The sequence below is a fragment of the Pseudomonas allokribbensis genome (assembly GCF_014863605.1).
GTDB classification, from domain to species: domain Bacteria; phylum Pseudomonadota; class Gammaproteobacteria; order Pseudomonadales; family Pseudomonadaceae; genus Aquipseudomonas; species Aquipseudomonas allokribbensis.
The window spans coordinates 5274692-5296902 of sequence record NZ_CP062252.1 but is presented as its reverse complement, the minus strand read 5'-3'; the positions used below and the strand labels follow the sequence as shown (position 1 = coordinate 5296902).

At 61.1% G+C, this 22211-nt stretch carries 13 protein-coding genes; 6 read left to right on the top strand and 7 right to left on the bottom strand.

Going from position 1 to position 22211, the window contains the following annotated elements; genetic code table 11:
* The first annotated feature begins 130 nt into the window (after positions 1–130).
* A complete protein-coding gene (locus IF199_RS24255; protein WP_192558899.1) occupies positions 131–1456 on the top strand; it encodes an APC family permease in 1326 nt (441 codons plus the stop codon).
* A 12-nt stretch (positions 1457–1468) separates the two neighbouring features.
* Here the strand turns inward: IF199_RS24255 and IF199_RS24250 are convergent, their stop codons facing one another.
* From IF199_RS24250 to IF199_RS24230, 5 genes are read right to left on the bottom strand one after another with little or no spacing between them, the layout of a single operon-like run.
* Entirely contained in the window at positions 1469–2872 is a 1404-nt protein-coding gene (locus tag IF199_RS24250) for an ATP-binding protein (RefSeq protein WP_096818524.1), read from the bottom strand.
* On the bottom strand, positions 2869–4683 hold the full coding sequence (locus tag IF199_RS24245) for a DAHL domain-containing protein (RefSeq protein WP_102620787.1): 1815 nt from the start codon (positions 4681–4683) through the stop codon (positions 2869–2871). The genes IF199_RS24250 and IF199_RS24245 overlap by 4 nt, the downstream gene beginning before the upstream one ends.
* The gene (locus IF199_RS24240; RefSeq protein ID WP_192558898.1) at positions 4680–5648 is read right to left on the bottom strand and encodes a cytochrome-c peroxidase; all 969 of its coding nucleotides are present in this window, start codon (positions 5646–5648) and stop codon (positions 4680–4682) included. The genes IF199_RS24245 and IF199_RS24240 overlap by 4 nt, the downstream gene beginning before the upstream one ends.
* A complete protein-coding gene (locus IF199_RS24235) occupies positions 5645–7519 on the bottom strand; it encodes a putative bifunctional diguanylate cyclase/phosphodiesterase (protein WP_192558897.1) in 1875 nt (624 codons plus the stop codon). The genes IF199_RS24240 and IF199_RS24235 overlap by 4 nt, the downstream gene beginning before the upstream one ends.
* Entirely contained in the window at positions 7516–9789 is a 2274-nt protein-coding gene (locus IF199_RS24230) for a GGDEF/EAL domain-containing response regulator (RefSeq protein WP_192558896.1), read from the bottom strand. The genes IF199_RS24235 and IF199_RS24230 overlap by 4 nt, the downstream gene beginning before the upstream one ends.
* Positions 9790–10037: 248 nt before the next feature.
* On the opposite strand from IF199_RS24230, the gene nosR reads away from it, so the two are divergent.
* The 4 genes from nosR to IF199_RS24210 all read left to right on the top strand — a co-directional run bounded on the left by nosR (position 10038) and on the right by IF199_RS24210 (position 13095).
* On the top strand, positions 10038–11393 hold the full coding sequence (nosR, locus tag IF199_RS24225) for a response regulator c-di-GMP phosphodiesterase, NosR family (RefSeq protein WP_096818516.1): 1356 nt from the start codon (positions 10038–10040) through the stop codon (positions 11391–11393).
* Positions 11394–11465: 72 nt separating this feature from the next.
* Positions 11466–11900, top strand: coding sequence for an NUDIX hydrolase (locus IF199_RS24220; protein WP_102620783.1), 435 nt, complete (start codon positions 11466–11468; stop codon positions 11898–11900).
* 23 nt (positions 11901–11923) lie between these two features.
* Entirely contained in the window at positions 11924–12562 is a 639-nt protein-coding gene (locus IF199_RS24215; RefSeq protein ID WP_192558895.1) for a LysE family translocator, read from the top strand.
* 2 nt (positions 12563–12564) lie between these two features.
* A complete protein-coding gene (locus IF199_RS24210; protein ID WP_192558894.1) occupies positions 12565–13095 on the top strand; it encodes a GNAT family N-acetyltransferase in 531 nt (176 codons plus the stop codon).
* Here IF199_RS24210 and metR read toward each other — a convergent pair.
* Complete coding sequence (metR, locus tag IF199_RS24205; RefSeq protein ID WP_096818509.1) at positions 13079–13996, bottom strand: transcriptional regulator MetR; 918 nt, start codon at positions 13994–13996, stop codon at positions 13079–13081. The genes IF199_RS24210 and metR overlap by 17 nt on opposite strands.
* A gap of 111 nt (positions 13997–14107) precedes the next feature.
* Here metR and metE point away from each other — a divergent pair, with 111 nt between their 5' ends.
* Positions 14108–16420, top strand: a complete 2313-nt coding sequence (gene metE / locus IF199_RS24200) for a 5-methyltetrahydropteroyltriglutamate--homocysteine S-methyltransferase (RefSeq protein ID WP_192558893.1) — start codon at positions 14108–14110, stop codon at positions 16418–16420.
* Positions 16421–16459: 39 nt separating this feature from the next.
* Here the strand turns inward: metE and IF199_RS24195 are convergent, their stop codons facing one another.
* Positions 16460–22012 carry a dermonecrotic toxin domain-containing protein gene (locus IF199_RS24195; RefSeq protein WP_192558892.1) on the bottom strand — a complete coding sequence of 1851 codons (5553 nt, stop codon included), beginning with the start codon at positions 22010–22012 and terminating at the stop codon, positions 16460–16462.
* Positions 22013–22211 lie beyond the last annotated feature (199 nt).

Here is a 22211-nt window from a genome sequence, read left to right as displayed (position 1 = left end):
AGGCATTCCCACGCGTAGCGTGGGAACGATCAAACCTTTGAGTTGTACCCAAAACAACAAAGCAACACCCGAAACATTCGCCGAACTCGGCCTCTGCCATAAATCCAATAAAATCCGGAGTAAGTCGCCCATGGCTCGTTTGCAACGCACCCTTTCGCTGGGGTCGGTGGTGCTGTTCGGCATCGCCTACATGACGCCGATCATTGTCCTCGGCACGTTCGGCATCCTCGCCCAATCCACCGCCGGCATGGTGCCGGCCGCGTATCTGGCGGCACTGGTGGCGATGTTCTTCACCGCCATGAGTTACGGCCACATGGCCGCCGCGTTTCCGGTGGCCGGTTCGGCCTACAGCTATGTGCGCAAGGCCATCAGCCCGAAACTCGGTTTCATCGCCGGTTGGGCGGTGCTGCTCGATTACCTGTTTCTGCCGATGGCGATCTGGCTGATCGGCGCCGCGTACCTCGCTTCGGCCTTCCCGTCGATCCCGCAGTGGATCTGGGTGCTGGCGTTCATCGGCATTACCAGCGCGATCAACATCATCGGCCTGAAGCTGGCCAACGGCATCAACGCCTTGCTGATGCTGGTGCAGTTCCTGGTGCTGATTGCCTTCGTCGCCCTGTGCGTGCATTACATCGGCGGCGATGCCAGCACACCGCTGTGGTCGATCAAACCGTTCTTCAACGGCGACATGCAGATGCCGCTGATCATGAGTGGCGCGGCTATCGCCTGCTACTCGTTCCTCGGTTTCGATGCGGTCAGCACCCTCACCGAAGAAACCCGCGACCCGCGCCGCACCATCCCTCGGGCAATCATGCTGATCACCCTGATCGGCGGGCTGATCTTCGTCGGTGTGTCGTACTTCGTGCAGATCGCGCATCCGTCGTTCCAGTTCGACAACGTCGACTCGGCGGCCTACGAAATTGCACGCAACATCGGTGGTGACCTGTTCGTCTCGATCTTCCTCATCGGCCTGATCGTCGGTCAGTTCGCTTCGGGTCTGTCCGCCCAGGCCAGTGGTTCGCGGTTGTTGTTCGCGATGGGCCGTGACGGTGTGTTGCCCAAGTCGTTCTTCGGCACCTTGCACGAGCGCTTCGGCACGCCGGTCAACAGCATCCTGCTCTGCGCGGTGGTGGCCTTGCTGGCGCTGAAACTCGATGTGACCACGTCGACTTCGTTCATCAACTTCGGCGCGTTCCTGGCCTTCAGTCTGGTCAACCTGTCGGTGATCTTCCATTACTGGATTGGCGGCGAGAAGAAAGGCTTGCGCGAGCTGGTGCTGTTTCTGGTCTTCCCGTTCATCGGCCTGGTGGCGGACTTGTGGCTGATGGTCAGCCTCGATCACCTGGCGGTGTACCTGGGCCTGAGCTGGCTGGCGATTGGCGTGGTGTATCTGGCGGTGCTGACCGGCGGCTTCCGTCGCCAGCCACCGGAAATGGATTTCCAGGAAGCGACCTGATCTGACCTGACATCAGGCCGCAGGCCGGGTCTGGCGCAATGGCAGTTGCACGCGAAACGTTGTGCCGGTCCCCGGCGTGCTGCTGACGGAAATGTCCCCGCCGTGTTTCTTCACGATGCCATAGGACAGGGACAACCCCAGCCCTGTCCCCTGGCCGACCGGTTTGGTCGTGAAAAACGGGTCGAAGATTTTCTGCAGGGTCTCGGGCGCAATGCCCGAGCCGTTGTCGGCCACTTCGATGATCGCCGACTCCCCCTGCACAGCGGTGCGCAGGGTAATGGTGCCGCGTTCCGCCCCCATGGCCTGCGCCGCGTTGACCACCAGGTTCATGATGACCTGATTGATCTGCGAGGGCAGGCATTCGATGTCCGGAAGGTCCTGATACTCCTTGACCACATCGGCCTTGTACTTGAGTTCGCTGGCGACGATGTTCAGGGTCGAGTCGATGCCCTGTTGCAGGTTCGCCCACTGCCATTGCTGCTGGGTATCGACCCGGGAGAAGTCCTTGAGGTCCTTGACGATCTGCCCGACCCGGCCGATGCCTTCCTTGGATTCGCGGATCAGCACCGGAATGTCTTCGAGCAGAAAATCCACTTCGAGGTGTTCGCGCAGTTGCTGCAACTGCGCAGCGGGCTCGGCGGCCAGGGTCTGCCCGGCGGCGTGATAGGCGCCGAGCATGGCCAGCAACTGCTGGAAGTAACCGTCGAGCGTGCCGAGGTTGGAGGAGATGAACCCGATCGGGTTGTTGATTTCATGGGCAACCCCGGCCGCCAGTTGCCCCAGCGAGGCGAGTTTTTCCGACTGCACCAACTGGCCTTCCAGTTGCTTGCGTTCGTCGATCTCTCGCTGCAAGGCTTCGCTGGCCTGCTTGAACTGGGCGGTGCGCTGGTCAACCAAATGTTCCAGGTGATGCATTTGCAGCGACGCGCGTTCGGTCATCTGCCATTTGGTCAGCAGGGTGTTGGCCATCTGCTGGACCTCGATGTTATCGAACGGCTTTTTCAGGATCAGCAACCGGTCATGGGCGTGCAGGCGATCCAGCAGTTCGTCCCAGGAATAGTCGGAATAAGCGGTGCACACCACCACCTGTAATTGCGGATCCTGTTGCCAGAGATGCTCGATGGTTTTCGCCCCGTCCCAACCGTCGGGCATGCGCATGTCGACAAAGGCCAGGGCGTACGGGCACTGCTCCTGCAACGCCAGGTTGAGTTTGGCCAGGCCTTCCTCACCGCCATAGGCCGAGTCCAGTTCGAACGTTGCTCGCCGGGGCTTGGCAGGTGCGCCGAACAGGGCCGCTTCCATCTCGTCCAGTTCCGCTGACTGCGCCTGGGTCGGGGCGAGGATCTTGCGAAAGTCTTCGTGGATCGACGGCATGTCGTCGATCAACAGAATGCGGCGGTTCGACAGTTCGCTCATGCGTTCTCCGTTACGGTGATCAGCGGAATCTGCAGGGTGAACATGGCGCCCAGCCCCGGCCCGTCACTGTGGGCGGTGAGATGGCCGTTCATCTCGATGGCCGCCAGGGCGCAGCTGTGCAGGCCGAAGCCATGACCCTCCTTGCGGGTCGTGAAGCCGTGGGCAAAGATCCGTGTCATGTTTTCCGGGGCGATGCCTTCGCCATCGTCCCTGACGCTGATTTCCAGAAAACTCTCGTCGACGATCTTCACGCCCAGGGTCATGGTCCGTGGGCGGTTGCTGAGGTCGGACATTGCGTACTTGGCGTTGCTGATGAGGTTGATCAGGATCAGCAGCAAACGGTGTTTGTCGCCCATCACCTGAGGCACGTCGCCGTATTCCTTGACCACCGTGACATGGTGCCGGGTGAGTGCGCCGGCATTCATGCGCAGGGCGTCTTCGAGCAGTTCGTTGATGTACAGCGGCTCGGTCATGCTGTTGGCCCCGGCATAGGATTGCTGGGTGGCGACGATGTCCTTGATGTGATCGACGCTCTTGTTCATCTGGGCCAGTTCGTCGGCCATTTCCTGCTGTTCCTGGGCGATGGCGCCTACCAGTTGGTTGAGGTAGCCGGGCAGCAACTTGCCCTTGGCGTCCTCGGTCAGGAATGGCCCGAGGTCGTCCGGGTGTTCGTTGATCAGTTGCATTGCCTTGCCCAATCCCAGGGCCTTGCTGCTGCGCAGTTTTCGCGAGATCAGGTCGGAGGAAATGTTCACGCTGTTGAGCACGTTGCCGACGTTGTGCAACACGTTGGTCGCGATTTCGGCCATGCCGGCCTGGCGCGCGGCGTCGAGCAATTCGCTCTGGACGTTCTTGAGCTCGCGGGTCCGTTCATCGACCCTTTGTTCCAGCACATCGTTGGCGGTCTGCAGGGCCGCGTTGACCCGGTTGATCTCGGCGAAGCTGCGGATCAGCCGGATGGCCAGCCACAGCAGTGACAACATCAGCAGGACGGAAAACAGTAGCAGGTAGAAATGGTATTTCTGGTCGATCTTTTCGACCCGCTGCTGATCCTGATCGAGCATGTTGGTGATGGTGTCCAGGCGCTCGGCCACGGGAATGGCTTCGATCTGGTCGAGCAGGCGGTTGACGATCGGCTGCTCGCGCAGGATCAGGGTGATGTGATTGCTCAGGATCCTGATCGGCGTCTGGAAGTCCCGGGGCAAGCGTTGCGCGTTCACCGTGAGTTTGTTCAAACCCAGCTCGATATCGGCCGCCTTGTCGTCGGAGGCGACCTGGGCGAATTCCAGTGCGCTGAGCAGCAGGTCATAGGTGTCGGTGACGATGTTCTGCAATTGAATCTTGTCGAGGTCGGACAGATTGGTCAGCTGCGCCTGAATGTCATCCTCGGCGGTCGGCAGAAACGCCAGGGAGTTGCGCAACAACGCGTTGTGTGACTTGAACTGTTCGACCAGACGGGTCTTTTCCTGCATGGCTTTCAGGAACCCTTCGTGGGCCTCATCCCATTGCGTGGAGTCGTTGCGCCCGTGCCCGGACTCCATGGTGTCGAAGCGTGCCCACAGGCGGTTCATCTCGTTCATCGGTGAAACCAGCGGGTCGTAATTGTGCGAGATCGCCACCCGGGCCTTGAGGATTTCGCTTTCCCACAGGGCGTCCTGTTGCTTGATCTGGCGGATCAGGTCCCGGGATTCGGTGTAGGTCGTGGTCTGCTCGGAGCTGGACTTGAGGTACAGAAAAACCAGGGTCGAGGCCAGCAGCACGGCGACGAGCCCGAGCAATATCAGGCTGACCCGGCGTGACATCTTCATCATGGCTTGCCCTCCCAGTGCCCGGTCAGGGTCTTGAGAAACTCGATGATCAGCGCCTTGTCTTCCTCGCTCGGCATGCGGCCCAACTGATACTGGAACATCACGTCCACGGCCCGTTCGAGGGTGGGCGCCGAGCCGTCATGGAAGTACGGCGCGGTCAGCGCGACGTTGCGCAGGCTCGGCACCTTGAACACGGCGCGATCGTCTTCGTCGCCGGTCACGTTGAACCGGCCCTGGTCGGCCAGCGTCGGGTTGCCGCGATCGGCGATGTAGTCGCCGAACACCCCGAACTTCTGGAACATGTTGCCGCCGATGTTCACCCCCTGATGGCAGGCGATACAGCCGTAGTCCTTGAAACGCTGATAGCCGTATTTTTCATCCAGGGTCAGGATGTCCGTGTTGCCCAAAAGGTACTGATCGAAGCGTGAGTCGGGTGTCAGCAGCGTGCGTTCGTAGGCCGCCAGGGCGTTCTGGATATTGGCTTTCGTCACGGCATCCGGGTAGGCAGCGCTGAAAGACTGGCGATAGTCGGGTTCGTCGGCGATCCGTTGCACAACGGTGTTCCAGTCGCTGCCCATTTCGTGGGGGCTGGTGATGACGACATTGGTCTGCTCTTCCAGCGTTTCGACGCGACCGTCCCAGAACTGGCGGAAATTGAGGCTGGCGTTGAGCACGGTCGGCGTGTTCACCGCTACCGGTTGTCCATCGAAGCCCGGGGAAAAGGCTCGGCTGTCGGCCCCGTTCTTGTCCAGTTGATGGCAACTGGCGCAGGACAGGGTGTTGTTGACCGATAGCCGTGGATCGTGGAAAAGCTGGCGACCCAGTTCGACGCGCTTCGGGTCCTGTTTCGGAATCTCGGGCAAGGGTTTCAGCGGCTCGTCCAGCGGCGCGGCAACGGTATTGGCGCAGGGAACGAACAGCAGCAGGAACAGAACGCTGCGGGACGGGCACGTCGGCGGCGTGTTCATGATGCGCTCCATGGCCCCGGCAACCCGGTCATCAGCAGGCGGGCGAAGGCGTCCGCCGGCAGGGCCTTGCTGAAGTAGTAGCCCTGGCCTTCCTCGCAGTGGTGGGACCTGAGAAAAGCCAACTGTTGCGCGGTCTCCACCCCTTCGGCGATGACGTTCAGGTTCAGGCTCTTGCCCAGGCTGATGATCGCGCCGACCAGCGCGGCATCGCTGCTGTCATGGCTCAGGCCGCGAATGAACGACTGATCGATTTTCAGCACATCGATGGGGAACCGCCGCAGGTAACTCAGGCTGGAATACCCGGTCCCGAAATCATCGATGGCCAGCTTGACCCCCAACGCTTTCAAGCGGTTCAACGCGCTCATGGTCGCGTCGACGTTCTGCATCAGCACGCCCTCGGTGATCTCCAGTTCCAGCAGCACGGGATCCAGCCCGGTCTCTTCCAGCACCTGTTCGATGCCCTCGACAAAGAGGCGCTGGCGAAAGTCGATGGCCGAGGTGTTGACCGACATGCGGATCGGCGGCAGCCTGGCTTTTTGCCAGTCTCGCGTCTGACGACAAGCTTCGCCCAGCACCCATTTGCTCAGAGGCACGATCAGGCCGCTGTCTTCGGCCACCGGGATGAACTCCGATGGATACACCCAGCCATGTCCCGGTTTTTGCCAGCGCACCAGCGCTTCGGCGCCCACCACCCGGCCGCTGCCCAGATCGATTTTCGGCTGGTAGTGCAGGACGAATTCGTGCCGCTGCAGGGCCTGGCGGATGCCCGATTCGATGCCTTGCTGTTCCCGGGCGCGCTGGTTCATGGCCTCGATGAAGAAACCGATCTCGTTCGGGCCGCTTTCCTTGGCATTGCGCATGGCCGTTTCGGCTTTTTTGATCAGGTCGATGGCTTCCAGTCCGTCGTCCGGATAAATACTGATGCCCACGCTGGCGGTGACACTGACGTCGTGACCGACAATCGTCTGTGGCTCACGGATGGCCGCCAGCAGTTTTTCGGCGATGCTGCGCGTCTGCTGCGGGTGGTTGATGTCGCTGAGCATCACCACGAACTCGTCGGAGCCATAGCGAAAGACCGAGTCCGATTCGCGCACGCAGGCCAGCAGTTGCTGGCCGACCCGTTTGAGCATCTCGTCGCCCGCCGGATGGCCCAGGGCATTGTTGATGCGCTTGAAGCGATCCAGGCCGAGAAACATCACCACCAGTTGTTTGTCATGGCGCCGGCAAGCGGCCAGTGACTGGGTCAGACGGTCGCCGAGCAAGGTGCTGTTGGGCAGGCCCGTGAGGCTGTCGTATTGCAACAGGTGCGAGACCTTGAGCAACTCGTGCACGCGCGCCTCGATGGTTTGTTCGAGGCTGAGCATCTTCAGCGCCGCGTCCTGGGCCAGTTGCCATTTCCAGGTCAGGGCATTGGCCATCTGCCGGATTTCCAGGGTGTCGAACGGTTTTTTCAGGATCAGTAACTGATCGCCGAACTCCAGGCGCTCGGCCATGGCTTCCCAGCTGTAGTCGGAGTAGGCGGTGCACAGCGCGATTTGCAGGTTGGGATCGACCTCCCACAGTTTTTCAATGGTTTCCAGACCATCCCAGCCGGGCGGCATCCGCATGTCGGTGAAGGCGAGGGCATAGGGACGGCCTTCGTCCAGCGCGTGTTGCACCAGTTTCAAGGCTTCCTGGCCCTGGTAGGCAGAGTCGAGCTGGAAGGTCAGGTGCGGCGACTGGCGGGTACCGAACAGCGTTTGTTCAAGACCACTCAGATCCGCTTCGCCACCGCTCTCGGGGGCGAGGATCTTGCGGAAATCGGCATGGATCGCCGGCGTATCGTCGACGATCAGAATCCGCCGGTTGGTCTGGGGAAAAGGCGTTTTCATCCTTCATCCTCCTTGGGCAGCGTGGCGGCCGCACTCCAGTCCTTCAGCAGTCGGGCTGCCTGTTCAGGGCTGACCGCTTCGCTCAAGCTGAAGCCCTGCACGTTTTTCAACGGTGCGCAGGACACCAGGGCACTGCCCTGATCCTCAGGCGTGACGCCTTCGGCGCTGATGTCGATTGCCAGGTCCCGGGCGAAATTGACGATCGCCCGCAGCCGATTGGCGCCGTCTTCATCCTGAGCCGCATTGTCGATCAGGGACTGGGCGAGTTTGAGGTGATTGACCCGGTAGGTTTTCAGGTAATCGAACGATGAGTATTCGGTGCCGAAATCATCGATGGCGATGGTCACACCCAACTCGCGCAGGCGCGGCAACGCATCGTTGTGTGTCCATTGGGTCTGGGCCAGTGTGGCTTCGGTGACATCGAATCGCAGATCCCATGGCGCCAGCTCCCAGCGGGCCGTGGTGCGCAACACGTCGTAGATCAGTTCGGGACCGGACTTGAGCTGTGCCAGGGAAATCTTGATCGCCATCACCGGTGGCGCCACTCCCTCGTTTTGCCACTGACGCATCTGCCAGCAGGCGTGATCGAGGATCCAGCGTCCGAGTGGAATGATTGCGCCGGTCTTTTCCGCCGCCGGTACGAAGGCCGACGCCGGCAGCAGGCCAAGCCTGGGATGTTGCCAACTGACCTGCGCGGCCATGCCGAGAATCTTGCCGCTGTGCAGGTCCACTTCCGGCATGTAATCGAGCTTCAGCCCTCCCTGGGTGAGGGCCGTCGTCAACTCTTCGGCAAGGACCATGCGTTCGGCCACCTCCCGGGTGATTTCCTCGGAGTGGAAGTGATACTGATTGCGTCCGGATTCCTTGGCGCGGTACAGCGCCATGTCGGCCTGTCCCAACAGGCTGTCGGCATCGAAGCTGGCGGGGCTATAGCTGCTGATGCCGATGCTGACCGAAATGCGCACGGCGTTGCCGGCCAGTTGATAGGGCGCCTGCAGAGCCTCAAGGATCTTGGTGGCCATGGCGGCGGATTGGGTCGGTTCGCTGACGTCCAGTTGCAGGATCGCGAATTCATCGCCACCCAGACGCGCCACTACATCGTTTTCCCGAACGCCGGATTTGATCCGTTGTGCCACTTGCTGCAACAGCAGGTCGCCGACCGGATGACCGAGGGTGTCGTTGATTCGCTTGAAGTGATCCAGGTCCAGGTAAAACACCGCGAATGGCGCCGCCCCCCGACGTGCGGCGGCAAAGGCTTGATGCAGGCGTTCGATCAGTGTGGCGCGATTGGCCAGCCCGGTGAGGCCGTCCGTACGGGCCAGCTGGGCCATTTTCTCCTCGGCTACCCGGCGTTCGGTGATGTCGAGGATGATGCCTTCCACTTCCAGCAGCCGGCCGTCGTGGTCGCGCACCGGGATGTAGCGGTTCTCCACCCAGCGCCAGGTGCCCTGACCGGTGCGCAGGCGAAACTCGATCGAAGCGCCCAGGGCATGCCGGTCCAGCACCCGCGCCATGGCGGCATCGACATTGGCCTGATCGTCCGGATGGATCAGCACCTGCGCCCAGTTGGCCGCCCCCACCAGATCGGCCGCGACATGCCCGTAGCGGGTGATGTTGTGGGAGATGTACATCAGCGGAAACGATGGCTCGCCGCGCAACCGGTAAAGGATGGTCGGGCTGTTCTGCACGATGATGTTGGCGTCGGACAGCTCCCGCGTGCGGTCCTGCACGGCTTGTTCCAGCAGGTTCATCTTCAGCGCGGCGTCTTCGGTCATTTGCCATTTGACGGTCAGAGCGCTGGCCATCTGGCGGATTTCGATCGCATCGAAGGGTTTTTTCAGGATCAGCAGGCGATCGTTCAGCGGCAACCGCTCGTCGATGTCTTCCCAGGAGTAGTCGGAGTAGGCGGTGCACAGGGCCACTTGCAGCTTGGGATCGACCTGCCAGAGCCGTTCGATGGTTTCCAGGCCGTCCCAGCCCGGTGGCATGCGCATGTCGATGAAGGCCATGGCGTAAGGACGACCAGCGGCCAGGGCGGCCTCGACCTTGTCCAGGGCTTCGCGCCCCTGAAAGGCCGAATCCAGCTCGAAATGTTCTTTTTGCGTGGTAGACGCGGTGGACGGGGTGCCGAACAGCAGGCTTTCGGTTTCGTCCAGGCTGTCGTCTTCAATCGTGGCGGGTTTGAGGATTTTCTCGAAATCGCCGTGGATCGACGCCGTATCGTCGACGATCAGTACGCGACGATTGATTTGCCCGGGTTGCACACTCATGGCGCAATACCCGCAAGTTCACGCACGTTCGTCATCGGGAGCATCCTTTTCCCCTCATCACACGCCTGCGCGCAGGCCGATGGTGTCGTCCAGCGACTTGAGCATAGTTGCCCCTTCGGCACTTCGCCTTACCCGATGATTTGTGCGGTCTGCGCGAAAAAATCATCTAGCCTGTCACTGAGGCGCGGGCAAGCGAGGAGGTCTGCCGAGACGCCTGTCATGTCCACCGTTTCCCGTGAGGCCTCGCCATGGAAGAGCAATCCGCCCCGACTTTGACCCACCGGCCCACCGTGTTGCTGGTCGATGACGAGGAGTCGATCCTCAACAGCCTGCGCCGCCTGCTGCGTGGCCAGCCCTATGACGTGTTGCTCGCCACCAGCGGTACCCAGGCACTGGAAATGATGGCGCAACGCCCGGTCGATCTGGTGATGAGTGACGCGCGGATGCCCAACATGGACGGCGCCACCTTGCTGGCCAACGTTCACCAGCTGTATCCGGCGACCACGCGGATCATGTTGACGGGGTATGCCGACCCTTCGGCGATCATCAAGGCCATCAACGAAGGGCAGATCGACCGCTATATCAGCAAACCCTGGAACGACGAAGAAATGCTCCTGATCCTGCGCCAGGCGCTGGAACATCAACATCTGGCCCGGGAGCGCGAGCGTCTGGAGCAATTGACCCGGGTGCAGAACGACCAGTTGAAGTTGCTCAACAGCACCCTGGAAAAACATGTCAGCGCCCGTACCGCCGAGCTGCAACAGACCGCCGACATGCTCGACCTGGCCTACGAGGAGCTCAAGCACAGCTATGTGACCGGCACCGAAGTGTTCTCGTTGCTCGCCAACCTGCGCCTGCCGCCGGCCAAGCAGACCAACCGGCAGATCATTGAACTGGTGCGCGGCTACTGCAAGGTGCACCGGCTGGACGAAGCCGCCAGCCGTGACCTGACCATGGCCGCCGCGCTGTACAACATCGGCAAGCTGAGCTGGACCGACAGCATGATGACCACCCCCTCGGACCTGCTGCACAGCACCGAACGCGACCGCTATCGGGGTTATCCGAAGCAGAGTGAATCGCTGCTGATGACCCTGGACCCGATGAAGGATGCCGCGCGGCTGATCCTGCACCATCAGGAGCACTGGGACGGCAGCGGGTTTCCCGACCGGCTCAAGGGTGAGGCAATTCCCCTGGGCTCGCGGCTGTTGAAACTGGCGGTGGATTTTGTCGAATTGCAGCGCGGGTTGATTCTCGAACGGCAGATGAACAGCGATGAAGCGTTGCTGTACCTGCGTCAGTACGCGGGCAAACTCTATGATCCCGAGCTGATCGAGGATTTCATCAAGGTGTGCGCGATGGTCAGCGATATCACCCTGACCGATCCGAGCGTCAAGGTGCTGGGCACCCGGGAACTGGCGGCGGGGATGATGCTGGCGCGCAACCTCAATGCCGACAACGGTATGTTGCTGCTCAATGCCGGCAAGGTGCTGAGTGCACTGCTGGTGGACAAACTGATCAGTTTCGAAGCCATGGAAGGTGGCAAATACAAGGTATTCGTAAAAGTGCCGGAGGAGGGCGAGGCGGCGCTTCTGGCCCAGTCTTGAGACCGTATGAGGTGACGCTGGCGCCGCCGGCATGGGATCCTTGCGGTTTTTCTCAAGGCCGGTGGCTGTCCCATGACCTCTGTATCCGCTGTTTCCCCCCGCATCATTCGTATTGCCGCCGCGCTGCTGCTCAACCCCGACGGCCAGACCCTGCTGGTGCGCAAGCGCGACACCACGGCGTTCATGCAGCCCGGCGGCAAGATCGAGGCCCATGAGCTGCCGGTGCATGCGCTGGCCCGTGAGCTGGAGGAAGAACTGGGGCTGGTGATCGATACGGCGCAGGCGACTTTTCTCGGCCAGTTCTCGGCACCGGCTGCCAACGAGCCGGGGTTTGTCGTGCAGGCCGAGATCTTTCAACTGACCATCGACGCCGACGTCTCCCCGGCCGCCGAGATCGAAGAGGTGATCTGGATCGATCCGGCCACCGACGGCGATGTCGTTCTCGCCCCATTGACACGTGACCTGATCCTGCCGTTTTATCGAGCCTCGCTGACTGCGATCGCCTGATCATTCGTACAAAGGACTTCGTCATGATCCCGCTTCAAGACCTGCTGATTTTTGCTGCCGCTGCACTGCTGATGGTACTGACGCCGGGGCCGAACATGATCTACCTGATCTCCCGTTCGATCTGCCAGGGACGCAAGGCCGGGGTGACCTCGCTGCTCGGCGTGGTGGCGGGGTTCTTCGTGCATCTGTTCGCGGCGGCCGCCGGTTTGACCGCGGTGTTTCTCGCGGTGCCGATGGCCTATGAAGTGTTGAAATGGGCCGGTGCGCTGTACCTGCTGTGGCTGGCCTGGCAGGCGGTGAAGCCCGGCGCGCGTTCGCCGTTCGAGGCGCAGCAACTGCCGGCGGATTCGTCGCGCAAACTGATCACCATGGGCTTTCTCACCAGCGCCCTGAACCCGAAAATCGCAGTGTTCTACCTTTCGGTATTTCCGCAGTTCATTTCGCTGGAACACGGCTCGGTGTTCACTCAAAGCATCATTCTCGGTCTGACTCAGATCAGCGTCAGTTTCAGCGTCAACCTGTTGATCGCGCTGTTCGCGGCGGGCATCGCTTCGTGGTTCGTCAGCAATCCGACCTGGCTGGCGGCGCAGCGTTATTTCATGGGGTTTGTGCTCGGCGGTCTGGCCGTACGGCTGATGCTTGAACAACGCCGGGCGGCTTGAACATGTGGATCGAACGGCTGGACGCCAGTCATGCGCTGGCCTATCGCGAATTGATGCTGGAAGCGTATGACCGGCATCCGCAGGCCTTCACCTCCAGCGTGCGCGAGCGCGCGGCGATGCCCTTGAGTTGGTGGGAATCACGCCTGACCAGCAAGCTTGATGCGGTGTTCGGCGCGTTCGAAGACGGCCGGCTGGCGGGTATCGTCGGCCTGGCGTTCGAGCCTCGGGAAAAGGCCCGGCACAAGGCAACGGTCTTCGGCATGTATGTGTCGGCTGAGTTTCGTCAGCGCGGGCTGGGCCTGAAACTGATGGAGGCCGTGCTGGGGGAAGCGCAGCAGCATCCGGCACTGAAAATCATTCAACTGACCGTCACTGCCGGCAACGAGGCGGCGTTCCATCTGTACCAGCGCTGCGGTTTCGTCCAGTTCGGCCTGGAGCCGATGGCGGTGCGGGTCGGCGAGGACTACTTCGACAAGATCCACATGTGGTGCGCGCCTTTCGTGCCATCCGCCAGCCTTAACGAACCGCGCTGACCCCATCCAGCGTCGAGAACGACGTGTCCTTGGCCGTCAGCAGGAAATCGCGCATGTACGGCGCGTCCAGCATGTCGGCACGGATCGCCGCATACAGCGTCGCAAAAAGACCTTTCTCGCCCAGCCGCTTGGCCTTCACGTAACCCCGTGAGCTGTATTCATGCAGCGCCCAGTGCGGCATGCCGCATACGCCACGACCGCTGGCCACCAGTTGCATCATCATCACCGTCAGCTCTGACGTGCGCACCTGCGCCGGTTCGATGTCGGCCGGTTCGAGGAAGCGGGTGAAGATGTCCAGCCGGTCGCGTTCAACCGGATAAGTGATCAGGGTTTCGGTCAGCAGGTCTTCGGGGACGATGTACGGTTTGCTCGCCAATGCGTGCTGGTTGGCGACCGCGAGCATCGCTTCGTAGGTGAACAGCGGCACGTAGGTGATGCCGGCAATTTCCAACGGATCGGACGTCACTACCAGATCCAGGTCACCCCGGGCCAACGCCGGCAGCGGTGCGAAGGAGAAACCCGAGGCCAGGTCGAGTTCGACTTCCGGCCACGCATCGCGGAACTGGTCGATGGTCGGCATCAGCCACTGGAAGCAGCTGTGGCATTCGATCGCCATGTGCAGACGCCCGGCGGTGCCACCGGCCAGGCGCGCGATATCACGTTCGGCACCGCGCAGCAGCGGCAGGGTCGCGTCCGCCAGTTGCAGCAGGCGCAGGCCGGCGCTGGTGAAACGCACGGGTTTGGTCTTGCGCACGAACAACGGCATGCCCATGCGTTCTTCCAGTTCCTTGAACTGGTGGGACAGCGCCGACTGGGTCAGGTGCAGGCGGTCGGCCGCATCGACCAGGCTGTCGGCTTCGCGCAGGGCGTGCAGGGTTTTCAGGTGACGGATCTCAAGCACCGCAGGCTCCATGAGGAAAATTTGTGATCAACACGAAAAGGTTGAGTTTGTCTCATGTTGTCCTGGCTGTCGACAATGGCGCCATCTTTTACGCAATGGAGAACACTCGACATGGCCGTGGCCCACACCCTTGGTTTCCCGCGCATCGGCGCCGACCGCGAACTGAAAAAAGCCCTCGAAGCCTACTGGAAAGGCGATCTTGATCAGGCCGCTTTGAATCAGGTCGGCCGTGAGCTGCGCGCCAAACACTGGCAACTGCAGAAAGATGCCGGCATCGATCTGCTGCCGGTCGGCGACTTTGCCTGGTACGACCAGGTGCTGACCCATTCGCTGACCTTCGGTGTGATCCCCGAGCGCTTCGATGGCGTGCGCGATGAACGCGGCCTGCCGACCCTCGACACACTCTTCGCCATGGCCCGTGGCGCCACGGCTTCCTGCTGTGGCGGCGAACATGGCAAGACCCAATATGCGCAAGAACTGACCAAGTGGTTCGACACCAACTACCACTACCTGGTCCCGGAATTCACCGCAGACCAGTCGTTCAAGCTGAGCTGGGAGCAGCTGTTCGATGAAGTCGAAGAAGCCAAGGCCCTCGGTCACAACGTCAAACCGGTGATCATCGGCCCGCTGACTTACCTGTGGCTGGGCAAGGCGAAAGGCAACGATTTCGACAAGCTCGACCTGCTCGAGCGCCTGCTGCCGGTCTACAACGAAATCCTCGGTCGCCTCGCCGCGCAGGGCGTGGAGTGGGTGCAGATCGACGAACCGATCCTGACCCTCGACCTGCCGCAGGCGTGGAAAAGTGCGTTCGAACGCGCCTATCACATCCTTCAGTACTCGCCGTTGAAGAAACTGGTGGCGACCTATTTCAGCGGTCTGCAAGACAACCTCGGCCTCGCCGTCGGCCTGCCGGTACAAGGCCTGCACATCGATGCGGTGCGTGCGCCGGATCAGCTCGGTCAGGTGCTGGATCGACTGCCGACTTACAAGATTCTTTCGGTGGGCCTGGTCAACGGTCGCAACGTCTGGCGCTGCGAACTGGAGCAGGCGCTGGCACAACTGCAACCGGCCCAGGAGCGTTTTGGCGACAACCTGTGGGTCAGCAGTTCCTGCTCGCTGCTGCACAGCCCGGTGGATGTCGAGCGTGAAGACAAGCTCGATCCGGAACTGAAAAGCTGGCTGGCATTCGCCGTGCAGAAGTGCAGCGAAATCTCGGTTTTGCGTGATGCCCTGAACGATCCGCAAGCGCCGAAAGTGCAAAGCGCACTGGCCGAAAGCCGCGCCATCCAAGAAAGCCGCGCCCGCTCGCCACGCATTCACAAGGCCGACGTGCAGGCGCGGATCAACGCGATCAGCGCCAGCGACAGCCAACGCCATTCGCCGTTCGCCAAACGCATCGCCGCACAACAGGCGCGTCTGAAATTGCCGACGTTCCCGACCACCACCATCGGTTCGTTCCCGCAGACCGGCTCGATCCGTCTGGCCCGTCAAGCGTTCAAGCAGGGCAAGCTGTCGGCCAACGATTACCACGATGCCATGCGCAGCGAAATCCGCCATGCGGTGCAAGTCCAGGAACGTCTGGGCCTGGATGTGCTGGTGCACGGTGAAGCCGAGCGCAACGACATGGTCGAGTACTTCGCCGAGCAGCTCGATGGTTACCTGTTCACCCGTTTCGGCTGGGTCCAGAGCTACGGTTCCCGTTGCGTCAAACCGGCGGTGATTTATGGTGATCTGTCCCGTCCGAACGCCATGACCGTGGACTGGATCACCTACGCCCAGAGCCTGACCGACAAGGTCATGAAAGGCATGCTGACCGGCCCGGTGACGATGCTGATGTGGTCGTTCCCCCGCGAAGACGTGTCGCGCAAAGTCCAGGCACAGCAACTGGCGCTGGCCCTGCGTGACGAAGTGGTGGATCTGGAAAACGCCGGGATCAAGATCGTCCAGATCGACGAAGCCGCGTTCCGTGAAGGCCTGCCGCTGCGCCGTGAGCAATGGCAGGAATACCTCGACTGGGCCGTGGACGCGTTCCGCCTGACGGCCTCGGGCGTGAAGGATGAAACCCAGATTCACACCCACATGTGCTACAGCGAATTCAACGACGTGATCAAGGCGATCGCCGACATGGACGCCGACGTGATCACCATCGAAACCTCGCGTTCGGACATGGAACTGCTCGAAGCCTTCGAAGCGTTCGACTACCCGAACGACATCGGCCCGGGCGTCTACGACATCCACTCGCCACGGGTGCCGGACACGGCGGAAATGGTCAAGTTGATGAGCAAGGCCGTGAAGCGTATTCCGGCGCAGCGCTTGTGGGTCAACCCCGATTGCGGGTTGAAGACTCGTGCCTGGCCGGAGACTGAAGCGGCATTGGTGAACATGGTTGCGGCGGCACGGCAGTTGCGCAGTCAGTTGGCCTGACAAAGCGGGGGAGCGCATTGACCGCTCCCCCGTTCGTTTTCACAGGTTCTCGAAATGGATCAGTACCGACGAGCGCTTGCCGATGTCGGCATAAGGCAGGGAAGGATCGTCGGCGTGGGTCAATGACCGGTGTTCGGGCAGCTTCAAATGGGCCTTTTCGAATTCGCGAAAGCCGGGGGTTGCCTTGGAATAATGGAAGTGGGCATACCACAGCAGTCGTGGTGGTGCCTGTGTCCTGTCGCGGACTTCGTATTCCTGCAGGTAATCGATACGACCGTCCTTGCGTTTGCCGAGATTTTTCAGTGGCTGAACCTTTTGAATATCCACGGCGTGCTGTCCGATCAGGTCGTCGAGCATGCCATCGGTCGGGTTCTTGCTGTTCAGTGACTGCCGGGTGCGCATTTGTCTTCCGCGAATCCGGACTTCGGTCGCTTTGCCGCGCAGGGTAGCGATGATCGGGTGCTGCGCATCGATCTGCTCGATACGTTGTGCGCGGCGAATCAGTTCGTCCGCTTCACTGACCATCATGTGTTCCAGGTCGACCGGGAGCATGTCTTGCCGGGCATGGTTGTTCACCTTGGTCTCGTAAGTCGGCAAGCGATCCAGTCGCGTGCGCGCCTCGGTGACTAACGCGTCCAGATTTCGCTCGATGGGGGAAGTCGATCGGGCAGGGGTGTTCAAGAGACGGTATTTGCCGTTGCTGCCCTGTTCCCACACCTCATCGACACCGCCCTTGCCGGTCAAGTGATAGCGGCGTGTCTGGGTGGTCGACTCCCAGTGTTCGACACCGATCAGTAATTGATCGTCTTCGGTGATGAAGATCTTTTTGTTGCTGCGCCCGGTGGGTGCGGACACTGTCGGCAGTTCAAGGGTTCTGCGGGCCCGGTCGGCCATTTTCTCGATGCCGGCCAGCAGGGCAGGGACGTCTTCCATGTGAAAATGTTGGGAGTAACTGGCCGTCCACGCGGTCATGGCTCGCCGAAACTGTGCATACGTATCGAGGCAGTCCTGCAGGATCTGATTGCGTTGGCCTCGGGTCGCGCCGGCCTCGGGCAGGCTGAACTGGATGTAGAGGGCACGATCCATCCCGGCGCGCAACTCTCGTGCCTGACTCTGCAGAAAGTGCCAGGACAGCTCGCTCAGGTTGTCGTAGCGCTGGACGATCTCCAGCAAGCTGCCGGTCTTGAGATAGAGCAGGTTGCTCTCGCTCAATCGCTTGTTCAAACCCTCGACTTCGGCACGGAGATGCGCTTTGTCCCGGGGCAGGCTGATGCGTTCGTACCATTGGTTGAGATCGCGCATCAGGCTTTCGATCTCCTCGGTTTTTTGCATCGTTTCCAGGCGCAATCTGCGAATCTCCCGGTGAATGGAGATGTGTTCATCGAGCAGCTCTGCTGGCAGGTCGATCAGACGCTCGATCAGCGGGTCAATCCGGTCCAGCAGCGGGCTGACCTGGTGATTGACGTGATGAACGCGCAGTTGAACCCGATCAGTCACTTTCCAGGCGTCCAGGCTCATGCATTCGATGACCTTGCGTCGCTTGTTGCCATGGGTCAGAGGCAACAGATCGGTCAGTAACCGGTAACGCCGGCTGGCTATTTCGATATCGCCGATGCAGGCCGCATCGGCGGTCGCTCGCAAGGCCGGGCGTTGATCGAGGGGGGCGTCGTTGTAGCGGGTGATGGCGGCGTGGCTTTCGGCGAATCGGGCGTCGATCTGCCGGGCGAGGTCATCAGTCTGCCGGGTCAATTGGTGATGGCGACGAAACACCCGGTCACCCCACCAGCGTGGCAGACGTTGACGAATGCTCATCGGCCAGACAGGATCCAGCGCATCCGCGAGGTGCCCGAATACGTTGCCGCCTCCTGCGCCGCCGCCGTCGAATGTCGTTCCATACACCCCGAAATGGGTGTCCCAGTTACCCGCTTCATCCAGAGCGATTGGCTGCTTGTAGGTTTTCTGCGAACTTCCGGCCAGGCGCCAGCCCCGTGAGTCCTTGCTCAGTTCAACCTGATAGATCCGTCCCTGACGGATAACAAAATCGCCGTCGGCATGTCGGTAGACGTTGCGAAACAGACCTGCGCTGGCCGGTTCCATGCCGCTCAGGAAAATGGGCTGCTGGCACTCGTAGCCGGCAAACCGCGCACTCAGATGTTGCGCGCTGCGCCTGTCGGGTACGTGAAACGTGGCAGGGCTGGCAGCCAATTTGCGCAACTGCCGGCCACGCGTCACTGTTGCGGCCCCGGTGCCTGCGCCTACGGTGGGCAGAATGTCCATCGCCGCATCGATCAGCGCCAGCAGCAACCCTTCGATTTCCGACAGTCCATCGCCCACAGCACCCCGCAGCAATGCAGACACGGCCTGATTGGCGCTGGTCCAGGCGTCGTACAGGCCAATGGCAGTGCCGACAAATGGCACGAGACTCAGCGCCAGTTTGATGTAGGTAAACACTCTTGAGCCGCTCAACGCGTAACGCTCACCAGCCAGGTCGGCATTGGAGTGCGAAGTGCTGCGATGGGCCTGGATCAGTCGCCCCATTTGCGCATTGAGCAGGTGCGCGGCCAAAGATGTTGTCGCCGGCCAGCGTTCACCCACTCCGATCAGGGCATCGAAACGCTTTAACACGGCTTGCCCTATACGGTGCTCGTGGGCGCGTACGTCGCCTTGCACAGCCCGGCCGGCCAGGTAACCAGACCATTTTTCCTGCATGCACAGGTTGAAGAGCGCCTTGCGCGCGGTTTCCAGATTGTCGTAGCGACGCAGACATTGCCCATCGGGGCTGTCGGTCAGGTACAGCAATGTTGTCCCGCTGACCTGTTCCTCTATGAAGCTCACGCCGGAGATCGTCACCGGGCCTTCGTTTGGTGTGTCCCTGCCGCCGGAAGTCAGCAGGGCCGGCAGCAAGACGATGTGCCTGTTATTCGCACGCCAGGCAGGGGCGGTATCGGCATCGATGGCGATGTCGAGGATTTGCAGGTCCTGCGCGCTGATGTGTTTTTGCAGCCGGGCGCATTCGCCTTGCAGTCTGAGTACCAACCGCCACGGTTCCAGCAGGCACTCGCGACGATGTTCGTTGACGAACGGCGTGTCATCGTTCGATCCCATGAATACCTGGTGGATCAGGGTTTCGTAAGCTTTGGGCAGGTCCAGGTCGGGCAGTGTTCTGGTCAGGTAAGCCTTGGTAATACCGGCGGCCAGGATTTGGCGCTCGGTCTCGTCTGATGCGGTGACGTCGACTTTCATGAAGCCCAGGCGTAGCGCCAGGGGCTCCATGCTCATCGACGGTGTGTTGTCGATATTGCTCTGGGCGAGGGTTTCAAGGGACATCTTGCTGCGTGTCTTGCTGGGTACCAATACCAGTTTCTTCGGGGTGCCCGGCGCGCCAGGGGCGTTGAACGCATGGTGTTCCATCGCGACTGAATCGGGCAGATCCAATTGCACATCGAAAATTCCCTTGAGCGAAAAATCCTCGCGCAGGCGGGCTTGCAAATGTTTTCGGGTGAATTCGTCGCGCGGTGGCAGGGCCGTTTCCATCAGGGTCTGACTACGTTGCATGGCTTTGATGTATGCCTCGACCAGCCACCTGAGTTCGCTACGGTCGAACCCGGACAGATTGCTCAGCCAGTCCGGCAGGCTGGAGGCCAGAGCAGCGCTGGTGTCTTGTTCTCCAAGGTGCGACAAGGCCAGTTGCCGTGCGGCGCTGACGGGCACTTGCAGTCTGGCGACAAACTGCCGGCGCAAGGTTTCGAGATATTCGGCATGTAGCGCCGACCGGGGTGTTTCACTGTCGTTCCGGCGTAGGGCGCCTGCCTGCTCTTCGAACTCGACGGACACCTGATTCAGGACATGCTGCAACGGATCGCCTGTGATCCGGCTCAGTTGCAACATCAGCAACGGGTCCTGCTCCTGTACCTTGAACACCTCGCACTCCAGTTCACGACGATTGTCGAACCGTTGCAATCCGCCACCAGTACCCGGCCAATACAACAGCAGAGCATGAGGCGCAGCGGGATCCGACAGGGCGACCTCGTGGGTGATGACCAGCGGTCCGTTGAGCGTCTGTCGGGAGGCGTTGGGCCGGTCGCGCGCCGATAGCGATATCTCGGCTGCGCACCAGTCGGCATCGGTGTCGCCGGAGGTGTCCAGAACAGACATCAGTGCCACGTACTGTTCTTCACTCAGTTGCTTGAGTGTGTGCTGCAGTCCGGCTTCGGCGAGCAGCCCTTTTTTGTGCGCCTGGTGCAAGGCGGTGAATTCGCGATCGAGGGTAACCGTATCCAGTGCGCGTTCGCGGTACAGCATGGCTTGAGCTGCCATATCGGCCGCCAGTTCAGCAGCTTCCAGACGCTGAAGCTGATCCTTGAACGCCTGGCGCTCTTCATCTCTGGCAACGGTTGACCAGATTTGCAGGGCGTCGCGCTGTCGCTCGAGTGCAGCCTGGCGCACTGGCCATGGAATATCGGTGGTCAGCGCACCGAACAACGGTTGCTCTTCATCCCGGGTCGCCGGCCTCCACTCCGGCACAGCAGGAGGGGAGGCCGGCGACCCCGCAATGCGCAGTTGGCGTTCCAGCCTGTCTGTCTGGTCCAGAGCCTGAGCGCCATGCTCGGCCAGTCCGGACTTGCCGGCCGAGCCCTGACGCAAGGTATTGATCCGGGCCTGTTGCATCTGGGCCAGCACGTCTGTCATGCCTGTGGTCAATGGCAGGGCTCTGGCACTGTATTCAAAGCGCAGCCCGGTTGTGAGCAGTCCGTTCGGAACGAGTCCCAGGCCAGACAACCAGGCCTCCATATCGCTGCGTCCGTCGAAGGACTGCAAGGGCACCGGATGATGGGGCAAATACAGGAGTTGCCGCCCGGATTGTCGGTCTCCGACGCTGATCACCCACGTACCGGGAATTTTGCCCCGGGAGTCGTTTCCGAGCACCAGCTCCAACCCTTCGCTATGCACGGGTTGATCACCCAGGCGTGGCGGGGACGACGAGGCATTCATGAGCAGCCATAACGGTTCTAAATGGTCGGCGGTCAGGCTGCGCTGCGCCAGCGCTACCTGAGCGGTTGCCTCCAGATGAGACTGGTACAGCCGGCCGGCCTGTTCACGACGTGAAAAAGCCGTCCCGGGCGCTCGGGCATTCCAGTACGACTCCCAGCGCCGGTTCAGTTCAGTTTCCGGGGCCAGCGCCGTGATCCGGACCAGCAATTGAAGGGGGGTAAGGGACGCCATCGCATGGTTGCTGTCGAGGCCGGTTACTGCACAGGGGCGGGCGAGCGTCGTTTCCGGTTGGTCTTTTGGATAGATGAAGGCAAGCAGCGGCGTGAAACCGACAAATTGCTCGGAGTATTTATCAGTCGCCGGAAAGAGAAAGCCTGAATCCCGCTCCCCCAGATCGAGCTCACGTTCCAGCAGGTCAGTCAGCGAAGCGCGGATGGACGGTACGCCGTCAAACAGGTCACGCAAACCATGACTGGCACTGCGCCAGCGATCCATGGCGCTGTGTAACAGCGCGCTGTCGATGTTTGTCGGCAAAGGCAGCGAAGCAGGCCAGACGTGCGGTGCAGGCATCGGGTGATCGGTAAAAATGTGTTCGGACATGCTCAAGTGGCTCGCGACGGGGAGCGGGAGATCCACTCCATATAACGAACCATTGAAAAGAAATGCCTGGGGGCAGTGGTGTTGCATAGTTATCGCGCCTGGAAATGACCGCTCGGCACTCTTCATCAAACTGTCATCGAACTGTGGCAGCGCGCTTGAACAAACTTCATCAGACTCGCGCTCTACTGGGGTTCTGCGT